Consider the following 19,378-nt stretch of genomic DNA (forward strand, 5'->3'; position numbering starts at 1 on the left):
AAAATCAAAGTAATCAGTATAATCAGCGTAATCCTGAGTAAGACAACATCCGCTTAGATCACGTTTTTGTAGCGCAGGCGTATAGAGTTTACTGCCAGCACCACATCGGAGAGGCCCATTATGCCGGCGCCGACGATGGGATTCAGGAATCCGAGGGCGGCTACCGGTATCGCCACTACGTTATAAATGAATGCCCAGAAAAGATTCTGTTTGATGGTGAGATAGGTATGCTTTCCCAGTCCCAGCGCCAGTGGCAGCGAGCCCAGGTTGTTATTGAGCAATACTACGTTGGCGCTTTGCATGGCTACCTGGGTGGCATCGCTGAGAGAGATGCCAATGGTGGCTTTAGCCAGTGCGGGCGCATCATTGATGCCGTCGCCTACCATGGCGGTAGGGGCGGTTTTCATGAGGGCGTCTATCTTTTGTAGTTTTTGTTCGGGCGACTGTTCCGCGTACACTTCTGTAATACCCAGCTTGGTGGCGAGTTCCCGGCACTTGCGGGTGGTGTCGCCACTTAGTAAGATGGATTTGATACCGGATTGCTGCAGTTGTATAATTACCTGTGCGGCTTCTGGTCTTATTTCATCTGTAAAATCGATCCATCCTGCCAGCAGGCCGTTTTTCAGGAGATACAGGTTATGGCTGTCATCTTCCGTAATACCATTTGCCATGCGGAAAGAGCCTAACTGCCACTGGTTACCTGCTTTATCGCTGGCACGCATACCCAAACCTTTGTGTTCGCGGACCTGCTGCAGCGGTACTTCTCCGGCCAATTTCCAGAGCGAGGCAATAGAGCGGGCAATGGGATGGGAAGAATATTTTTCCAGGCTGTATACTATCTGTTTAAAATCTTCTTCCGGCATATCAAAAAAGCGGTATTCGCCCAATTGTAATTTACCGGTGGTGAGGGTACCTGTTTTATCAAATACCACCTGCCTGATATCCTTAAACATTTCCAGGGTGTGACCTCCTTTGATCAGGATACCGTTGCGCGCGGCGCGTCCCAGTCCTACCATCACGGCGGCGGGTGTGGCCAGGCCCATGGCGCAGGGGCAGGAAATAACCAATACGGCTACACTGCGCATCATGGCAGTGGCCAGCGTGGTATGCCCTATAAAATACCATCCGAGGAAGGTAACCAGGGCTATGCCGAGTACCAGTGGCACAAATATGGCGCTGATGCGGTCGGCCAGTTTCTGCATGGGTGGCTTATCCGACTGCGCCTGTTTTACCAGTTCTATGATATAGGACAACACGGTGTCTTTACCGGTGGCCGTGATATATACTTTGATGCTGCCGTCTTCCAGTATGGTACCGCCGATTACTTTGTCCTTTTCTTTTTTGCTGACAGGCGCGCTTTCACCGGTGATCATGGCTTCGTTGGCATGGCCGCTGCCCCAGTAGATGGTGCCGTCCATGGGTATTTTATCACCGGTATTCACCAATACGCAGTCGCCCGTACGCAGGGTACGGTTATCCACTTCATGGATATGTTCGTGACCGTGATCGGTGTTAATAAGCCGGGCTGTGGTGACCTGCATGCGTGCCAGTTCGGCAATCGCAGAAGTGGTTTGTTTCACGGACCTTTCCTCCAGCATATTTCCCAGGAACACCAGGGTGATAATGGCTGCCGTGGTTTCGTAGAACATATAGTCCGGGTTGCCGTACACAACGGTTCCTACAAAACTGTATGCGAAGGCTGCGGTGGCGCCGAGCGATACCAGCACGTCCATATTGGCCATGCGGTTGATGACGGAACGCACCGCGCTACGGCCGAAGTGCCACATTCCCACGAGGTATACCGGCAGCGTAAGCCAGAACTGTACCCAGGGGTGGTGTAACCACGACCAGCTGACCCACATATGCAGGAGCAGGGGCAGCGTAAATATGAGACAAAAAACAAATTTGAATGTAAGGGTGGTATATACTTTCTTTTCTGCGGGTTTGTCTTCCGGCAACACTACGCGATATCCCATTTGGGTAATACCGTTGAGTATTTCCGTTGAGTTGGCGCCTTCCGGTGCATTGAAACTAACTTCTTCCGTAGCAAAGCTGACGTTAACGTCCTGCATTCCCTTTTTCTCCAGGTATTTGGAAACGCCGAGTGCACAACTGGTGCAATGCATTCCTTCCACCTTGCAATTAATGGCTGTCATCTGACATCTTTCCTCCTGCATACAAAGTTAGCAGCGGATGAAATAGGCAGGTAAAATATTAATGCAACGAAGCGGCAGAAGTGCGATATGGGTAGCCCGAAACAGGCCGGACAAGGGCCTTACCTGATTTTTGACGCACTGCTGCAACTTTTGCAAAATCTGGTGACAATCGCTTTTGCTTTCTGCTTTCTCCTTATTTTTGGGGATGCAATGGACATTTACGCTGGATCAACTGCCGGAAACCGCCCGGCAGTTCTGGGATCATTTCACCGGTAAACAGGTTTTCACCCTTAAAGGCCCGATGGGGGCCGGGAAAACTACCCTGGTAAAGGCTTTATGCGCCGCCAAAGGCGTGCAGGATGCCACTGCCAGCCCTACGTTTTCAATCATAAACGAATACGCCTACACCGACGCGGAAGGGACACCCCGCCGTATTTTCCACCTGGACCTGTACCGGCTCCGGGATGAAGACGACGCCATCAGCGCCGGCGTGGAAGACACACTTTACCAGGATGCCATTTGTTTTGTGGAGTGGCCGGAAATAATAGCGCATATGCTACCGCCGGATACCATTCACCTCCAGCTGGAGGTACAACCGGATCAAAAAAGGGTCCTGCGCGAAATCGCTTCATCTCTCAAATGATGTATCTTTGGATACTTCGATTTAAAAAAACTGAACACGCATATGGAGCAGAGGCAAAAACCTGTAGTAAGTGCTGGGTTTACCTATTCACCGCTGGAAGAAACGTTGGATATTCCGCAGAAAAATTCCCGTTTGTTTATAGGTATCCCGAAAGAAACATCTTTCCAGGAAAACCGGATTGCCCTTACGCCCGATGCAGTCAGCATTCTAGCGGCACACGGACATCACATAGTGGTAGAGCACAAAGCCGGTGACGGGTCGCACTATTATGACACCGACTATTCGGAAGCCGGGGCGGAAATTGTATACGACAAAAAGGAGGTCTTTAAAGCAGAGATCATTGTAAAATCCGCACCGCTGAACGATGAAGAGATAGAGCTGCTGCACCCGCACCAGATCGTTATTTCTCCCATCCACCTGGCTGCACTGAAAGCGCCACAGGTAGAAAAAATGATGGATAAGCGTATCACGCTGTTATCTTTTGAAAACCTGAAAGATGATGCAGGCACCTACCCTATTGTAAGGGCCATGAGCGAAATTGCCGGGGGCGCCTGTATGTTGATTGCAGGACAGTACCTCAGCAACGACAACAAAGGAAAAGGTATCCTCCTGGGAGGCATTACCGGCATTCCTCCTACGAAAGTAGTGATCATAGGCGCTGGTATCGTGGGTGAGTTTGCAGCCCGTACTGCACTTGCATTGGGATCTTCCGTAAAAGTATTTGATAATAACATTTATAAGCTGAAAAGGCTGCAAAACAACATCGGGGTACGTGTATTCACGTCCGTTATCCAGCCTAAAGTGCTGGCAGAGCAGCTGCGCAATGCCGATGTAGCGGTAGGCGCATTGTCGTCGCAAAGCGGGCGGACGCCGATTGTTGTCAGCGAATCGATGGTGAGCAACATGAAAGCGGGTTCCGTTATTGTGGATGTGAGCATCGACCGGGGCGGCTGTTTTGAAACGTCGGAAATCACTACACACGAAAACCCGGTATTTAAAAAGTACGATGTGGTACACTACTGCGTACCCAATATTCCATCCGGTTTTGCCCGCACCGCCTCTGAAGCCATCAGCAATGTGCTGATGCCCTTACTCGTGGAAGCCGCCGACGACGGCGGATTCGAAAACCTTGTATGGATTAAACGCGGCGTACGCAACGGCATCTATCTTTATAAAGGCGCATTAACGAACTACCACCTGAGCGAAAAGTTCAAGCTTAAATACACCGATTTGGAGTTATTGCTGGCGGTAAAAGGATAACGCGGATTTTGTCTTGGCTCAGGATTACGCTGATTTTACTGATTACCTGGATTTTACTTTTTTGATTTTATAAAGGATTAAGGGAGATAGAAGCGGATATCCGCTCTTATCTCCCTTAATTATTATTTTAAGAAAATCTAAAAATCTAAAAAAAATCCAAAAGTAAAAATCCAGGTAATCAGTAAAATCAGCGTAATCCTGAGCCAAGACAAAATCCGCTCTACACTTCGAGTTGGTAGCCCAGCAATATGGCCGCTATGATGATAATGCCCACCACGATGCGATAGTATCCCCACATTTTAAATCCGTATTTTTTTACGGCGCCTATAAAGAATTTGATGGCGCCCAGGGCCACTACGAAGGCCACGATGTTGCCGATCAGCAGGAGCTTCAGGTTTTCAGGATGCGCGGTTAGCAACTCCCGTCCTTTCAGCAGTTTGTAGCCGGTGGCTGCTGCCATGGTAGGTACTGCCAGGAAAAAAGAGAATTCGGCTGCTACACTGCGGGACAGCTTTTGCTGCATACCACCGATGATGGAGGCTGCACTGCGGCTGGTGCCGGGAATAAGCGCCAGGCACTGGTAAAAACCTATGCGTAAAGCGGTAAAAACGTCTATTTTTTCTTCTGTGGTAATAGTGGGTTCTTTAAAATAGTCGTCTACAAACAGGAGGATGATACCACCTACCAGCAGCGTAATTCCTACTGTTAGCGGGCTTTCCAGCATGGCATCGATCTTGTCGCTGAAGAGGAAACCGAGGATCAGCGCCGGGATCACGGCGATGGCCAGTTTCAGGTAAAAGTTAAACCGGTTTTTATCAAATACCAGGAATTTTCTCCAATAAAATACCACTACTGCCAGGATCGCTCCCAGCTGGATCACTACTTCGAATAACTTGGTAAATTCATCTTTACCAATACCCAGCAGTGCGCTCACAATGATCATATGCCCGGTGGAGGAAACCGGCAGAAACTCCGTTAGGCCTTCCACGATGGCAATAATGATAGCCTGAAAAACATTCATCGAATTTAATATGGTTAAAAGTTAAAAAAAAAGCGATGAGGGATCATCGCTGTTAAAATACTTTTATAGAAGCAATTATGCCTTTGGTTTCGGACGGTGCATAATAGCATATACTTCTATCACCAGGCCCAGTACAATAACGATAGGCGCCAGGGTGATTCTGCGGAAGCTATATACCTGTTCCGGTTTGAAGCTGTTGGGATCGCTGGTATCTCCTCCCATCATGAAGAGGAAGCCCAGGATAATCACCACAATACCAGCCAGCATAAATTTGTAGTTTTCTTTTGGGAAAATAGGGCGGCTGTCGGTCAATGTGTTTTCTGCCTCCTTATTTAAAGCTGTTTTAGCCATAGTGTTTGGTATTATATCTTCGTTAAAGATTTAAAGTTAATACAGATCGTCCAGTTTCAGGCGCAGGTATTTCATGACGGAGCGGTGTGTGCTCACCAGGGAAATACTGATTCCGATGAGGATCATGCCTATAAAGAGGAACGCTATCATCAGGTTATCACGCAATCCTGCCAGTTCCGGCAATAATTTATCGGATACCGACATAATACCGATCAGGCCTGCGATGGCGATTACTGCGGCAATGGCGCCGTTGGCAATGCTGCGAAGGTCAAACGGCTTGGCAATAAACCAGCGGGTAGCTCCCACCATTTGCATGGTTTTAATCAGGAACCGGTTGCTGAACATGGCCAAACGAATGGTATTGTCGATCAGGAAAATCACCACCAGGCATAATAACCCGCTGATGATCAGGATAATCAATCCGATCCTGTTAACGTTTTCGTTCAGTTTGCTCACCAGCATACGCTGATAGGATATCTCCCTTACGATGCTTTGCTGCGACAGGTTATTTTCAATGACCTTCAGGCTATCATTGTTTACATAATTGGCATTTGCCTTTATGTTAATGCTGCTGTACAGCGGGTTATATTGCAGAAGGGTGATAAAGTCCTCCCCGAAATCCTTTTTGAACCGCTGTGCCGCCATATCTTTCGACACATATTCAATTGACTTAATATATGGCCTGTGTGCCATTGAATCGCGCAGGGCCGTGGCCTGTGCTTCTTTCACGTTATCCCGGAGGATGACCTGTATTTCTATGCTTTCCTTAAAATACACACTCAGCTTGTTAGCATGTATTACCACCAGACCCAATGTGCCCAGTAAAAACAATACCAGTGCTACACCAATGATGGAGTACAGGTAGGATGGTTTCGACTTCTTTGCTGATGATTTCCCGGATTGCGCCATTAATCTGCAGTTTATCGGCGAAAATAATAAAAATTAGTAGTTATGTGTTTAATTTTGCCAACCCGGTCAGGTAATAAACCCTTTCCGGCCAATAGAATGGCAATATATAGAGATGTTGGGGAATGACATTGGAGTATTAATGAATTTAACATTATTTTGCTGAACAGGCATTATAGCAACTTTTTAAATTATAACTGATAACGCCTTAATGACCGGACGTATTGTTTATATCCGGACAATTAAGGTTCATCTACAACAGATATGGAATACAATTTCAGGGCAATCGAAAAAAAATGGCAGCAACAATGGGAGCAATCGCATGCTTACCGTGTGAGCAATAACAGTCCAAAGCCCAAATGTTATGTACTGGACATGTTCCCCTATCCTTCCGGGGCTGGTTTACACGTAGGCCACCCGCTGGGATACATTGCAACGGACATCTACTCCCGCTATAAAAGACTAAAAGGCTTCAATGTACTCCATGCCATGGGGTATGATGCATTTGGCTTGCCAACAGAACAATATGCCCTTGAAACAGGTCAGCATCCCGCAGTAACAACCGAACAGAATATCAAAGCTTTCCGTGAACAACTGGATAACATCGGCTTTTGCTACGACTGGGACCGCCAGGTAACCACCAGCGATCCCTCCTACTATAAATGGACGCAGTGGATTTTCCTGCAGATCTTTGAAAGCTGGTACAACCGCAGCACAAAGAAAGCAGAGCCCATCACTTCCCTGGTAGCTATTTTTGAGAAAGAAGGTAACGCCGGTCATATCTGCCCCGGCGACCGGAGCATACATTTCACGGCCGCCAACTGGAAAAGCTATAGTGAGCCGGAACAGCGCAACATATTGATGCAGTACCGCCTTGCCTACCTGGCACACGCGGAAGTTAACTGGTGCGCAGCACTGGGCACCGTACTCGCCAACGACGAAGTAGTGAACGGCGTAAGTGAACGCGGCGGTTACCCGGTAGTAAAGAAGAAGATGAGCCAGTGGTTCCTGCGTATCACCGAATACGCGAACCGCCTCCTGGAAGGACTGGAAACAGTATCCTTCAGCGATGCCATGAAAGAAATGCAGCGCAACTGGATCGGCAAAAGCCAGGGAGCCGAAATTAAGTTCGCCCTGAAAAACTCCACCGAACACGTGGAGGTATACACCACCCGCCCCGATACCATCTTCGGTGTGGACTTCATGGTGATAGCGCCTGAACATGAGCTGGTATCCCGGATCACCACCCCGGATCAGCAAGCTGAAATTGATAAGTACCTCGAATACGTGCAAAGCCGCTCCGAGCGGGAGCGCATGGCCGATGTAAAACAAATTACCGGCTGCTTTACCGGCGCCTACGCCATCAACCCGTTTGATGGCCGCGAAATACCGGTGTGGATTGCAGAATACGTACTGGCCGGCTACGGCACCGGCGCCATCATGGCGGTGCCCTGCGGCGATCAGCGCGACTTTGGCTTTGCCAAACATTTCAATATCCCTATCACCAACATCATTGGCGACGCCTTCAACGGGCAGGAAGCCAATCCAACCAAAGAAGCCAAACTGCAAAACAGCGGCTTCCTCAATGGCATGGACATGAAACCTGCTATGGATGTGGTAATCACCAAACTGGAAGAACTGGGTATCGGTAAACGCCAGATCAATTATAAAATGCGTGACGCCGGCTTTAGCCGTCAGCGCTACTGGGGCGAGCCTTTCCCGATCATTTATAAAGACGGTATTCCTTACGCGATGGACGAAAAAGACCTGCCGCTGGAATTACCGCATGTGGAAAACTATAAACCCGGAGAAGAAGGCGAAGGCCCGCTGGCCAACATCACCGACTGGGTGAACGTAGCCCCCGGCGTAAAGCGCGAAACAAACACCATGCCCGGGTATGCCGGCAGCAGCTGGTATTTCCTGCGCTATATGGATCCGCATAATAACAACACCTTTGCAGACCGTAAAGCCACCGATTACTGGAACCAGGTAGATGTGTATGTAGGCGGCACCGAACATGCCGTAGGACACCTGCTCTACTCCCGTATGTGGACGAAAGTACTGTATGACCTCGGACATATCGGCTTTGATGAGCCGTTTAAATCGCTGATTAACCAGGGTATGATTGGTGGCAGCTCCAGACTGGTGTATCGCGTTCGTGGCACCCACCAATATGTTTCACACGGATTGAAAGATCAGTATGAAACAGATGAACTGCATGTAGATGTGAATATAGTAGACGGTGTAGAACTTAATACTGCCGCCTTCAAAAAATGGAAGCCCGACTTTGCAGATGCTACCTTCATACTGGAAGATGGCAAATATATTTGTGGCGTACAGCTGGAGAAAATGAGCAAGCGCTTATTCAACACCGTTAATCCAAATGACCTGGTGGAAAAGTACGGCGCTGATACTTTCCGTATGTACGAAATGTTCCTGGGCCCCGTGGAGCAATCCAAACCCTGGGATACCAAAGGTATTGAAGGTGTACACCGCTTCCTGAAAAAACTGTGGCGCCTGTTTGCCGATGAGCAGAAAGGCATCCTGGTAAATGAACAACCAGCCACACCGGAAGAACTGAAAATATTGCATAAAACGATCCAGAAAATAGATCACGACACTTCCAGCTTCTCTTACAATACAGCAGTAAGCCAGTTTATGATCTGCGTAAATGAACTCGCTACCCTGCGTTGTCACAAACGCAGCATCCTGGAACCATTGCTGATCCTGCTCACCCCCTATGCGCCTCACCTGTGTGAAGAACTGTGGCAGTATATAGGCAATAATGAAAGTATTCTGAATGCACTTTACCCGGTGTATGAAGAACAATACACAAGAGAAAGCGCTTTTAATTACCCGATTGCGATCAACGGTAAAACCCGCTCTGAAATGGGCTTTTCACTGGACGCCGCTATTCCCGACATTGAAAAAGAAGTACTGGCCAGCGAAGTAGTGCAGAAATGGCTGGAAGGTAAGGCGCCTAAAAAAGTGATTATCGTAAAAGGGAAGATGATCAATGTGGTGATATAATGCCGCGCGGAGGTTGTCTTTCTCAGGATTACGCTGATTTTGCTGATTAGCCAGGATTGATCATGTTGGATTTTTTTTGATTTGCGAAGATCGGAGCGGAGGTTGTCTTGGACACTGATTACGCTGATTTTACTGATTAATCTTTTTTGTGATTTTGGGAGATTGGTGGGGGAATTGGGATGAATAAAGATTACTTAAAGATTGACTGGGAAATACTTCGTCCATACTTAGCATATGCTTAATACATGGAGATGACCCGGAGGTGATGTGGAGGTGACGTGGACTTGAAGCTAAGATCGTTTATCACAGGGCCTTACAGACGAAAAAGTGCAGGGTGTTTAGACGCGGCACTACCTTATAAATGAAATGTATACCCGATATAGCGTGAGCGGCATTTAATAGCAATAGCTTATTAAATGCCGCTTAACTTTTAAAATTATTTAAGGAATACCGTTGGTAAGAGCTGCTGAATTTCACAGAATTTTCCAAAAATTCAATGAAAACACAAATTTAAATCAATTCTTCATAAAGAATATCAGCTACTGAATTAAAATCCGGCCAATACACTCATCTCCCAAAATCATAAAAAAGCTAATCAGTAAAATCAGCGTAATCAGTGTCCAAGACAACCTCCTTACCGTATACTCAGCCCGCTTAAAATAATCCCGCACGTGGACAACCCCACCAGCAAAATAATCCCTGATGATAATAATAACACTTTCCCTATGTGGTTCTTATTAGCAATGATCAGTATCAGTCCGATTATAAAATAGCCCCCTACCAAAAACATTGCTATCAGTCCCGCAGCAATGATCCCTTCATCGCCGGCTACGCACATCAGCAGGAAAATGCCTAGTGGTATCAGGGTAAACAAGAGTACATCTTTGAAAAATTTATTCATATACAATTATTTAAACAATAGGAATAAAGGTCCGTTCTTCCTGGAGTTGTTTTAAATAGGCCTCCTTATCATCACGGTAAAAAAGGTTCATGGTTTCAAATGGGATGATGCGGCCATCTTTATGCACAATATGCACGCACGATTTTTTAATGGCGCGCACATCAAAATCATAGGCATCGAGGAAGCGCATGATCACAATGCGGAACAGGTTCGTATAGTCGAGGCCGGGAGCCTGTACCTGTGGCAGGCAGCAAAGCAGCGACTGCATATCATTTACCGCAGCATCGGTGGAGATGCCGGTACTGAATATTTTCAGGATGTGCTGATGCAGCCTTTCGTCCTGTTCGTATACAATGGTGTTTTTTGAATTATTCAGCAACACAGCAGGATCCACGTAGCGGGTGAGCGGGTATACCTGTCCTTCTATTTTGAGGGCATAGGCCATTGCCAAAGCGTCCGGGTTGCAGGGAACGGGAATAATGTCGTGATCGTTCCAGATGGGTGATTGCTCCAGGATACGCTGCCGTACTTCCGTAAGGGTGATACGATCCGTAGCAGGGTCGAAGCCATCGGTGCGGCCGGCCACCTGTACCGGCTGGAACGTAACACCGCGAACGCAGGGTTGTTTCAGGGCATAGTCGATGATAGCGCCCATTTCATCTTCATTCACGCCGCGTTGCAGGGTTACTACTAAGGTAGTGCTGAGATTTACTTCATTGAGGTTCTCCAGCGCCTGTTTCCTCACATCTGTCAGATCCTTTCCCCGCATACGTTCCAGTGCTTCCGGCTTAAAGCTGTCGAACTGAAGATATACCTCAAAATCCGGCATGTAGGTAGCCAGGCGTGCGGTGAATTCTTTATCTTTTGCAATGCGCACACCATTGGTGTTGATCATGAGATGCCGGATCGGCTTTGTTTTGGCGATATCCAGTATTTCGAAGAACTGCGGATGGATGGTAGGTTCTCCCCCGCTGAGTTGCACTACATCGGGCTGTCCTTCGTTTTCCACGATGATATCCAGCATCTGCTCTATTTCTTCCAGGGTACGGTGCCGGCCATAGTGCGGCGACGACATGGCGTAACACGTGGGGCAGGTAAGATTGCAGCGGTCTGTTACTTCAATGACGCTCAGGCAGGAATGCTGCTCATGATCTTTACAGAGCCCGCAATCATATGGACAGCCATAGTGTGTGCTGGTATTGGTTTTAAGCGGCGCTTCGGATGGTTTGTTATAGTTGCGGGTATTTTTGTAGTACTCGATGTCGGTAGCGATTAACACCTTTTCTTTTCCATGATGCGGACAATGCTTGATCATGAAAACCTTTTCATCTTCAAATATCACCTTCGCGTCTACACGGCGCAAACAGGTACTGCAGATGCTGAGTGTAAAATCGTAGTAGGTGTAATTTTTTTCAGGCATATTGTTTTTGTGTTAGTCGTGACGGAAAAATAATCACCGGTGAATAATAGAGTAACCCGGCCAAACAGGCCAGCTGTATAGATCCCAGCCCGAAAGCGAAGCGATATCCTGGTTTGATAAAATCCAGCCCGAAACGGAACAGCAGGTAGGCAATCATGAAAAGTTTAAACCGTGCGCCGTTTGCCAGGGAATAGCGGCGGCTGATGCCGGTTAACATCTGCCATAATAATATTAAAAAAACAATTTCGTAGAGAGATACCGGGTGCCGGGGTATGCCATCGCCCAGATCCATGCCCCATGGCAATGAAGTGGGCAGCCCGTAGGTTTCTTCATAAATACCCATTGTAAAACAACCTATACGGCCAATGATCATGGCCAGTATCAGCGGATAAACAAACAAGTCGCCGGTAGAATCTTTTTCGCCGATCACCTTCTTGATCAGTTCTACTCCGGCAAGACCTCCCAGCAACCCTCCTACGATGGTTTTATTCTGATAGATATAAAACAGCAGGTTATTGGCGTGATACAGCCCCGGCGGGTTCTCCAGCGCCCCTAACAGCCGGCTGCCGAACAAAGCGCCGAAAATGGCGCCTATAATAGCCCAGACACGGTTACTGCTTTCTATCCGGTCGCCCTGCTGCTTCCGCAGGTATAAAAAATACCGGAAGCCGATAAACATACCCAGCGTTTCCGTTACTGCGTGCAGCGGAAAATGTAAGGAAAACAAATTGATATAAACGGGGAACTGCAAAGGACCAGCATTATTTAATACACAAATTAATATTTATATTTAGACGAAAGTCAAGCACTACAAAATATGTTACAGGAGGTATTAAAGAAATATCAGTCCACCTTTAAGCCGGTTATCCCGCTTCTGGGAGATCATGAGCCCCTGCTGGTAATGGATTTCACCGCCAATAACACGACCCTCACCAAAAACATACTGCAGGACATCAACCGCTTCAGCCGGTATATCGACAATACGCTGGAACAAAGTGGCTGCCGGCTGGGAATTGGCGGCTACGCGGAGCATCGTACTATTTATGCGGTAAGTCCTCATTTTGACGCAGGGGAAGAACCGCGGCGGCTGCATCTTGGCATCGATGTATGGGGAGAAACGGGCACTAAGCTGTATGCCCCTATGAATGCGCATGTACATAGCTTCCGTTTTAATGATCATTTCGGGGATTATGGCGCCACCATCATTCTGCAGCACCAGCTGGACGGATATACCTTTTACACGTTGTACGGTCATCTCAGCATTTCCAACCTGCAGGGGTTGTATGAAAATATGCCCATCACTGCCGGTCAGGCGCTGGCCCATTTCGGCACTCCTGCCGAAAACGGTGGCTGGCCGCCACATCTGCATTTCCAGGTAATTGAAGATATGCAGGGTTTCCGCGGCGATTATCCCGGCGTATGCCGCTACAGCGAAAAAGAGAAATACCTGCAAAACTGCCCCGACCCCGATATAATCCTCCAGCTCAACCAATACACCCATTAAATAAAAAAGGCTGCCGGCAATATACCGGCAACCTGGTGGTAATGGTTGGTTTTAATATCTTACTTTGAATTCTGTATCAGCCCTTCGCCATACGCCATCGCATTCAGTGAAAACGGCATAATCCATAAATGGGAATCAGGTGTAATGGAATACGTTTTATCACCTTCCTGCTTCGTGATGGTAGCCCTGAATTGCGGATCGTTGTTAAACCTGCGTAAATCAAGATATACCAGCCCGGTGCCCCTGTATTCACATTTCAGCTCCCTGCGGATCAGTGCAATGGCGCCGGCCAGGTCAGTGGCAGCTACATCTGCATAAAACTCTGGCAGGATACGTTTGCGGCGCACAGTATTTAGTACGTTCATGGCTTCTGCAATTTTCCCGGCGCGAGCCAGGCATTCTGCCTTTACATAGTACATTTCTGGCGTACGAAGTCCTGCGGCATTTACATCATCCCTTCTGCGGTAGGTCCAGATGGTTTCCAAACCAAAAGCCCGCTTTGTGAAATTAACTTTAAACCGGGCGTCTCCTTTATCATACTGCGCTGAATCGGATTCCCGCAGCATAGAAATATACATGCCCTGTACCTGCATATAAGAGCTGCCATAGTGAAAGTTGTAGTTCTCCGGGTTCCTGAATTCATACTTCGGGATATTGATAGAAGGGCTCGTACCATCTGCCAATACTTTATTCTCGTTATAATAATTCACATAATCAAACAGTTCGCTGTTCTGTTTCAAAGCTTCCTCCGCAAAGGAAGCGGCGGAGGCATAGTCTTTCATAAATAAATGTATCCTCGACAGTAATGCGTACCCTGCGCCTTTACCGGAGAAATAAGGATTGTCCGGATGTACAGGCAAATAAGGCATTGCCGCATTCAGATCTTTCAGGATAAATTCATACATCTCTTTTACCGATACCTGTTTCATGGATGCTTCCATATTATCCGATGTATTCAGGAATACACCCGGATCCGTTGCAGCGGTGGCCGGATCATACATCTTAGCATAGCTGGTGATCAGGTAAAAGTACAACATACTTCTGCCTACCCTCGCCTGGGCTATTAAGCGGTCTTTATCTGCCTGGGTACCGGTAGTGGCGTTCTGTACATTATTCACCAGCACATTATAAATAAAGATGCCTGTATAGGCGCCATTGTACCCCGCATCATCAGAAGTGTATTGCAACCGGTCTTGGGTTTCCTGCCAGTTGAAATTAATACTGGTTAAATTAAGCGTAGCCTGCCCGTTGGCTATTAAATAGAAATCATTGGCTACCTGGTTCTGATTATCGTAATCGAAAGAATGCGCTTTAGCATTTTCCACCAACGCTTTGTAATCTTCAAAACTCTGCGGGATCTTCTGCCCCTTCGGCACAATTTCCAGGTACTTCTTACAACTGATCGTTCCTGTAATCACCAATCCGCATAATATAAAATGAATGATCCTTTTCATATACAAATCTTTACAACCTCATGAATTAAAGTGAAATATTAAATCCAACATTATAGGTTGGCATGATGGGCAGCGTAAGTCCTGAACCGTTGTAGCCGGTCGCTTCCGGATCAATATCTTCTCCGTTGAACCCGATGTAGAACAGGTTATCGGCCTGTATACGGATCCTGGCATCTGCAATTTTCAACCGGTGTAACCAGCTTTTCGGAAGGGAATAACTCACAGAGAGATTTCTCGCCTTGATGTATGCGGCGCTTACGATTGTCTGATCGCCATAGATATAATAACTGTTCCTGTAATTGTTGCCATTTTTATCATAGTCCCATGTAATACGCGGCTCATTGGTGATCAGTTCATCACCCGGTTTCTTCCACGCATTGGTATTACCCGCCGGCATCACCGCGTTCGGGAACCTGCCATTGATATAAGGCACATTCATTCTCATTACATGACCTGCGTTATATACAAACAGGAAAGAAAACTGGAAACTTCTATACCGGAAATTATTGATTAACGCACCGCTGTAAACAGGTACATAAGTACCACTGTAACGCACGGCATCCGGTGTAGTGATCAGCTTGTCCGTCAGCTCATTCTTTTGGTTGTAGATCTGTGGCTCACCGATGCTGTTTAAACCGCCATAAGCGTAGCTGTAAAGACTTCTGTACGGATCGCCCTGCACATAGTATCCGTTTGCATTTGGTACCAGTTCGCTGGCCGTTCTGGGCTTATAGTCTACCCTGGTAACTTCGTTTTTATTGAAAGATGAATTTACGGTAACATCCCAGTCGAAGCTACGACGGCGGACGATCAGTCCCTTGAGCATCAGCTCCACTCCCCTGTTCTGCATGGCGCCGTTGTTCACGTAAGCAGTGGCAAAGCCCAGCGCGGGGTTAATGGTCACAGTACTCAGGAGGTCATTACTTTTCTTGTTATATACATCCACTGATCCGGACAGCCTGCTTTTCAATACGCTGAAATCAACACCCACATTGGTGGTGGCAGTTTTTTCCCAGCGCAGGTTAGGGTTCGGCGGATTATTAATAGAGCCGGTGGTGTTGCCTGTCATGGTGTTGATGCCATACGATGCCACCATAAAAGGACCGGCGTTCCTGGCTACGTTGCCATTGATCCCGTAAGATGCTCTCAGCTTGAGGATATCCAGCCAGGAGATGCCTTCCATAAACTGTTCCCGGCTCATAATCCAGCTGGCGCCAACAGACCATAAAGGACGGTACTGGTAGGTAGGATTGGTTCCAAACAGGTTCGACAAATCATATCTCACGCTACCATTCACCATGTATTTGTCGTTATAGGTATAGGCAGCATTTCCATAGAAAGAAAAATAACGGTTGGTTACTTCATTCAAATACGCCAGTTCAGACGGGCTTAAAGATGCTGGTCTTCCATTGAGGCCAATGAAGCGGTTACTAAGCTCCAGTGCATTAACCGGCATGTAGCTCAGCGTGAGCGGATCATAACCGAACATGCCACTGAAGTCGCGGTTGTTCTTCACTTCCCTGGTTTCAGAACCGGCAATCGCTATTATTTCGTGACGTTCATTAAATGTTTTGCTGAAGTTTAACTGGTTACGAAATGTATAAGCCCGCAGATAATCACCCGTGTTGCGGAATGCGTTTCCTACCGGTAACTTATAAGTGGTGTTCCCTCTTGTATCCAATGCGGAAAATGTGTTGAGCTTATCGCGCATGTAATAGGAAGTAACATCCATTAACTGCTCCGTTTTGCCACTGTTCTTTTCATACTGGAACATGATATCATAGTTGAGCCACGAAGTAATTTTTGCATTCAGTTTACCATAGGCCCGGGTTTTAATAGAACGGGTATAGAGCAGGTTTTTGTTTATTTCCTGTTCCGGAATTCTATCGATAGAATAGAGACCATATTTGTCATAAATAGCCTTGTCGTCTGCAGTTTGGGTGTTCCTTAACGGCAATGCATTTCCCTGTGCATCATAAATAGATTCAAAGGGTAGCATGCTATTGAATAGACCGGTAGCAGACATTCCATCGGCGCCGGTACGTTTATTATCACCATAGTTCAGGTATATACCCGCGGTAGCTGTGAGCCATTTGTTGATGGTGAGCGTGTTGGTAAAATTCAATCCCAGCGATTTATTTACATCCTGTTTGTTATACCCCTGGTCATTCCTGAAAGTGGCAGAGAAACTGAAAGCGTTGCCTGCGGAGGCTTTGGACACCGACAGGTTATATTGCTGGTTAGCTGCGGGGCGTACCAGGTGATCCAGGATCTGTTGATTGAATACGTTTTGATGACGCATTTCGTTCAGCTTTGCATCTGCTTCTGCGCGGGTAATTTTTCCTTCTGCCACCTGTAGCAGGTAGTCGAGTGCAGGCGTTACTATGCCTGCTCCGGCGCGGAGGCGTGCGGCTTCTGTGAGCGGTGTTGTTTTAAATGCAGGGTCATTATCAAAGTAATCGTAGGTAAGGTCTATTATTTCGTTGGCGTCGGCTCTCTTCAGGTAAGAGAGATCGTACTTTGGCGTCATGGCAAAATCACCGGAAAAGCTGATGCGTGCAGGGCCGGACTTCGCCTTTTTAGTGGTGATAACAATTACCCCGTTAGCCGCCCTGGCGCCGTAAATGGAGGCTGCCGCCGCATCTTTCAGTACGGTGATGTTTTCTATATCTTCCGGGTTAATATCCGGCACATAATCCCTCAGCCTCCTGTTATCGTCGTAAGCGATATTTTCTACCGGGAAACCATCAATCACATACAACGGTGCGCTGGTAGCGTTGAAGGTGCTGGTTCCTCTCACATTGATATCGCCTTTATAACTCACTACGCCGGGAAGCGTACCTTCCAGTACCTGCGCGAGACTGGAAATGCGGCGTTTCTCCAGGTCGGCAGCTTTTACAGTGGCGAATGCGCCGGTGGCGCGTTCTTTCGACAGGGTTTGATAACCTGTTACCACCACTTCATTGAGCACTTTGTTTTCCATTACTATCTGCAGCGTATTACTTCTTCCCAATGCTACCTTCTTTGCTTCCATACCGGAGTAAGAAAATAACAGGACGCCGGCATCTGCGGGAATGGTGATCATGAAGTTACCATTGTTATCGGTTACAGTCCATTTCCTTTGTCCTTCCAGTTGAATGGTAACGCCCGGGAGGACGTTACCACGCTGGTCTTTCACTGTTCCATTCACCGTGCGGGTTCCTGCTTCCTCAAAGGAATCGCCGCTTGCAGCCGGTGACGGCTGTACCAGGTTACTGGCCTGCATATCTTTTCTTTGACGGGGTACAATGGTGTAGTGATTTTTATCTACATACAAAAACAACAAATCACGGGGATACAGGATGCTTTTCAGTACATCCTCCACCGGCCTGCCTTTCATGGCAGCTACATTTACCGTGGTGGTTTTGTTTTTCAGCAGCACGCCTTCATACATAAAGGTAGTTCCGTATAATGCCGTTACTTTATCCAGGGCTTCTTTAACAGAAACAACGGGGGAACGTTTGCCGGCTGGTTGTTGCGCTATTGCCCGGGAACTGCCCAGTAACAACACGCATAGGTACAGGAAGCCATACAGGCTTTGTTTGATACAAATCCTCATCGATCTTGGTTTTTGATAATATGTGTTTAAAAGCCGCGCTGACCGGCGCTCTTAAAGGTCAGCGTATCATTGTTCTTTTCAATTTTCATGTTCAGTATGGCTGACAATTCAAACAATACATTGTTCACGTTATTCAGCGGTAATACGCCGTCTATTGTACGGTTGGCCACAGTAGTATCTTCTATTATAATAGTAAATCCATATGTATCCTGCAGTGTATTGATAATATCTTTTACAGCGGTTTGTTGTAACTGCATTTTGCTTTCTGTCCATGCCAGCGCTACTTCTTTTTTAGCAACGGCTTTCCGCAACAGTCCTTTGCCGGCGTCGTAATCCGCCTGTTCTTCCGGTTGCAGGATCAGTGAGGGGGTACCTTTTGCAGCTGATACTTTTACCTTTCCTTCTTTCAGGAATACTTCCACTTTATCCCTTCTTTCCTTCACATTGAATATGGTACCCAGTACTTCCACCTGTACTTTTCCCGCATGCACCGTAAAGGAGGGTATTGCCCTGTGGGACACGTTGAACAATGCTTCTCCCTGTAACCATACTTCCCGTTTCCCATCTTTCCAGTTATAATAACTCAGCTCAGAATGAGCGTTTAATATAACTACAGAAGAATCCGGCAATGTGACCCGGAGTTGTTGACCATAGGCACTGACCACCTTATTCATTTTCTCCGGACGCAGCAGGAACCAGGCGGTGACGATCAGCAACGGCAATAATACTGCTGCTGCCAGCCGGTACCAACGGCGGTTCCGGGTAATGGGCACTGCCTGTTGTTGCTGCAGTTGTTGCTGTATCCTTTCCCATACGATGGCTTTTACTTCGGCTGCCGGTGCAATTCTTTGCAGGCTGAGGATAGCTTCCAGTGCAACCACCGCCTGCTCAAACGCTTCCATATTCGGGGGCGCACTGTCCCGGAAGCCCGTCCAGAAAGCCGTTGCGGCCGGTGTGGCATGCTTCACCCATTCCCGGAAGAACGCATCTTCCAGGAAATCTTCTTTTGTAAATAAATGATAACCGGTCTCCAATTAAATATCCATTAGCTCCTCAAAAATCATCACAGGAAAGTAAAAAGGAACTTTGCTGCTCCAGTACAGAACACAAAGAATTCGCAAAACACCCCACTTT

Annotated in this window: 14 protein-coding genes; 4 read left to right on the plus strand and 10 right to left on the minus strand. The window is 47.3% G+C overall.

What is annotated here, in order from left to right; translation table 11 throughout:
- Nucleotides 1–53: 53 nt before the first annotated feature.
- On the minus strand, nt 54–2,156 hold the full coding sequence (locus AB6805_RS31355; protein ID WP_370913379.1) for a heavy metal translocating P-type ATPase: 2,103 nt from the start codon (nt 2,154–2,156) through the stop codon (nt 54–56).
- Between the two features lie 205 nt (nt 2,157–2,361).
- Between AB6805_RS31355 and tsaE the strand changes: the two genes are divergently transcribed.
- Entirely contained in the window at nt 2,362–2,799 is a 438-nt protein-coding gene (tsaE, locus tag AB6805_RS31360; protein ID WP_370913380.1) for a tRNA (adenosine(37)-N6)-threonylcarbamoyltransferase complex ATPase subunit type 1 TsaE, read from the plus strand.
- 42 nt (nt 2,800–2,841) lie between these two features.
- Nucleotides 2,842–4,059 (plus strand): alanine dehydrogenase, encoded by a 1,218-nt coding sequence (locus AB6805_RS31365; protein ID WP_079473555.1) that lies wholly within the window; start codon nt 2,842–2,844, stop codon nt 4,057–4,059.
- Nucleotides 4,060–4,279: 220 nt separating this feature from the next.
- Here the strand turns inward: AB6805_RS31365 and AB6805_RS31370 are convergent, their stop codons facing one another.
- The 3 genes from AB6805_RS31370 to AB6805_RS31380 form a co-directional block, all read right to left on the minus strand.
- Nucleotides 4,280–5,080, minus strand: coding sequence for an undecaprenyl-diphosphate phosphatase (locus AB6805_RS31370; protein WP_370913381.1), 801 nt, complete (start codon nt 5,078–5,080; stop codon nt 4,280–4,282).
- A 75-nt stretch (nt 5,081–5,155) separates the two neighbouring features.
- A complete protein-coding gene (locus tag AB6805_RS31375) occupies nt 5,156–5,431 on the minus strand; it encodes a DUF3098 domain-containing protein (protein ID WP_370913382.1) in 276 nt (91 codons plus the stop codon).
- A gap of 36 nt (nt 5,432–5,467) precedes the next feature.
- Nucleotides 5,468–6,340 carry a cell division protein FtsX gene (locus AB6805_RS31380; RefSeq protein WP_370913383.1) on the minus strand — a complete coding sequence of 291 codons (873 nt, stop codon included), beginning with the start codon at nt 6,338–6,340 and terminating at the stop codon, nt 5,468–5,470.
- A gap of 261 nt (nt 6,341–6,601) precedes the next feature.
- Here AB6805_RS31380 and leuS point away from each other — a divergent pair, with 261 nt between their 5' ends.
- A complete protein-coding gene (gene leuS / locus AB6805_RS31385; RefSeq protein ID WP_370913384.1) occupies nt 6,602–9,367 on the plus strand; it encodes a leucine--tRNA ligase in 2,766 nt (921 codons plus the stop codon).
- Nucleotides 9,368–10,001: 634 nt separating this feature from the next.
- Here the strand turns inward: leuS and AB6805_RS31390 are convergent.
- From AB6805_RS31390 to AB6805_RS31400, 3 genes are read right to left on the minus strand one after another with little or no spacing between them, the layout of a single operon-like run.
- The gene (locus AB6805_RS31390) at nt 10,002–10,268 is read right to left on the minus strand and encodes a hypothetical protein (protein WP_370913385.1); all 267 of its coding nucleotides are present in this window, start codon (nt 10,266–10,268) and stop codon (nt 10,002–10,004) included.
- A gap of 10 nt (nt 10,269–10,278) precedes the next feature.
- Nucleotides 10,279–11,688, minus strand: a complete 1,410-nt coding sequence (locus AB6805_RS31395) for a radical SAM protein (protein WP_370913386.1) — start codon at nt 11,686–11,688, stop codon at nt 10,279–10,281.
- Nucleotides 11,681–12,439 carry a prolipoprotein diacylglyceryl transferase gene (locus tag AB6805_RS31400; protein WP_370913387.1) on the minus strand — a complete coding sequence of 253 codons (759 nt, stop codon included), beginning with the start codon at nt 12,437–12,439 and terminating at the stop codon, nt 11,681–11,683. Before AB6805_RS31400 ends, AB6805_RS31395 begins: the two co-directional genes overlap by 8 nt.
- Before the next feature lie 66 nt (nt 12,440–12,505).
- Here AB6805_RS31400 and AB6805_RS31405 point away from each other — a divergent pair, with 66 nt between their 5' ends.
- A complete protein-coding gene (locus tag AB6805_RS31405; RefSeq protein ID WP_370913388.1) occupies nt 12,506–13,192 on the plus strand; it encodes a peptidoglycan DD-metalloendopeptidase family protein in 687 nt (228 codons plus the stop codon).
- Nucleotides 13,193–13,251: 59 nt separating this feature from the next.
- Here AB6805_RS31405 and AB6805_RS31410 read toward each other — a convergent pair whose 3' ends face one another.
- From AB6805_RS31410 to AB6805_RS31420, 3 genes are read right to left on the minus strand one after another with little or no spacing between them, the layout of a single operon-like run.
- A complete protein-coding gene (locus AB6805_RS31410) occupies nt 13,252–14,646 on the minus strand; it encodes a RagB/SusD family nutrient uptake outer membrane protein (protein WP_370913389.1) in 1,395 nt (464 codons plus the stop codon).
- Nucleotides 14,647–14,671: 25 nt separating this feature from the next.
- The gene (locus AB6805_RS31415) at nt 14,672–18,244 is read right to left on the minus strand and encodes a SusC/RagA family TonB-linked outer membrane protein (protein WP_370913390.1); all 3,573 of its coding nucleotides are present in this window, start codon (nt 18,242–18,244) and stop codon (nt 14,672–14,674) included.
- Between the two features lie 26 nt (nt 18,245–18,270).
- Nucleotides 18,271–19,278, minus strand: a complete 1,008-nt coding sequence (locus AB6805_RS31420; RefSeq protein WP_370913391.1) for a FecR family protein — start codon at nt 19,276–19,278, stop codon at nt 18,271–18,273.
- Nucleotides 19,279–19,378 lie beyond the last annotated feature (100 nt).

The sequence above is a fragment of the Chitinophaga sp. RCC_12 genome (assembly GCF_041360695.1).
Taxonomy (GTDB): domain Bacteria; phylum Bacteroidota; class Bacteroidia; order Chitinophagales; family Chitinophagaceae; genus Chitinophaga.

Excerpts from the sequence above, each read along its gene's own strand:
- AB6805_RS31355 (WP_370913379.1), bottom strand. The coding sequence starts at position 2,156 with ATGACAGCCATTAATTGCAAGGTGGAAGGAATGCATTGCACCAGTTGT.
- tsaE (WP_370913380.1), top strand. The coding sequence starts at position 2,362 with ATGCAATGGACATTTACGCTGGATCAACTGCCGGAAACCGCCCGGCAG.
- AB6805_RS31365 (WP_079473555.1), top strand. The coding sequence starts at position 2,842 with ATGGAGCAGAGGCAAAAACCTGTAGTAAGTGCTGGGTTTACCTATTCA.
- AB6805_RS31370 (WP_370913381.1), bottom strand. The coding sequence starts at position 5,080 with ATGAATGTTTTTCAGGCTATCATTATTGCCATCGTGGAAGGCCTAACG.
- AB6805_RS31375 (WP_370913382.1), bottom strand. The coding sequence starts at position 5,431 with ATGGCTAAAACAGCTTTAAATAAGGAGGCAGAAAACACATTGACCGAC.
- AB6805_RS31380 (WP_370913383.1), bottom strand. The coding sequence starts at position 6,340 with ATGGCGCAATCCGGGAAATCATCAGCAAAGAAGTCGAAACCATCCTAC.
- leuS (WP_370913384.1), top strand. The coding sequence starts at position 6,602 with ATGGAATACAATTTCAGGGCAATCGAAAAAAAATGGCAGCAACAATGG.
- AB6805_RS31390 (WP_370913385.1), bottom strand. The coding sequence starts at position 10,268 with ATGAATAAATTTTTCAAAGATGTACTCTTGTTTACCCTGATACCACTA.
- AB6805_RS31395 (WP_370913386.1), bottom strand. The coding sequence starts at position 11,688 with ATGCCTGAAAAAAATTACACCTACTACGATTTTACACTCAGCATCTGC.
- AB6805_RS31405 (WP_370913388.1), top strand. The coding sequence starts at position 12,506 with ATGTTACAGGAGGTATTAAAGAAATATCAGTCCACCTTTAAGCCGGTT.
- AB6805_RS31410 (WP_370913389.1), bottom strand. The coding sequence starts at position 14,646 with ATGAAAAGGATCATTCATTTTATATTATGCGGATTGGTGATTACAGGA.
- AB6805_RS31415 (WP_370913390.1), bottom strand. The coding sequence starts at position 18,244 with ATGAGGATTTGTATCAAACAAAGCCTGTATGGCTTCCTGTACCTATGC.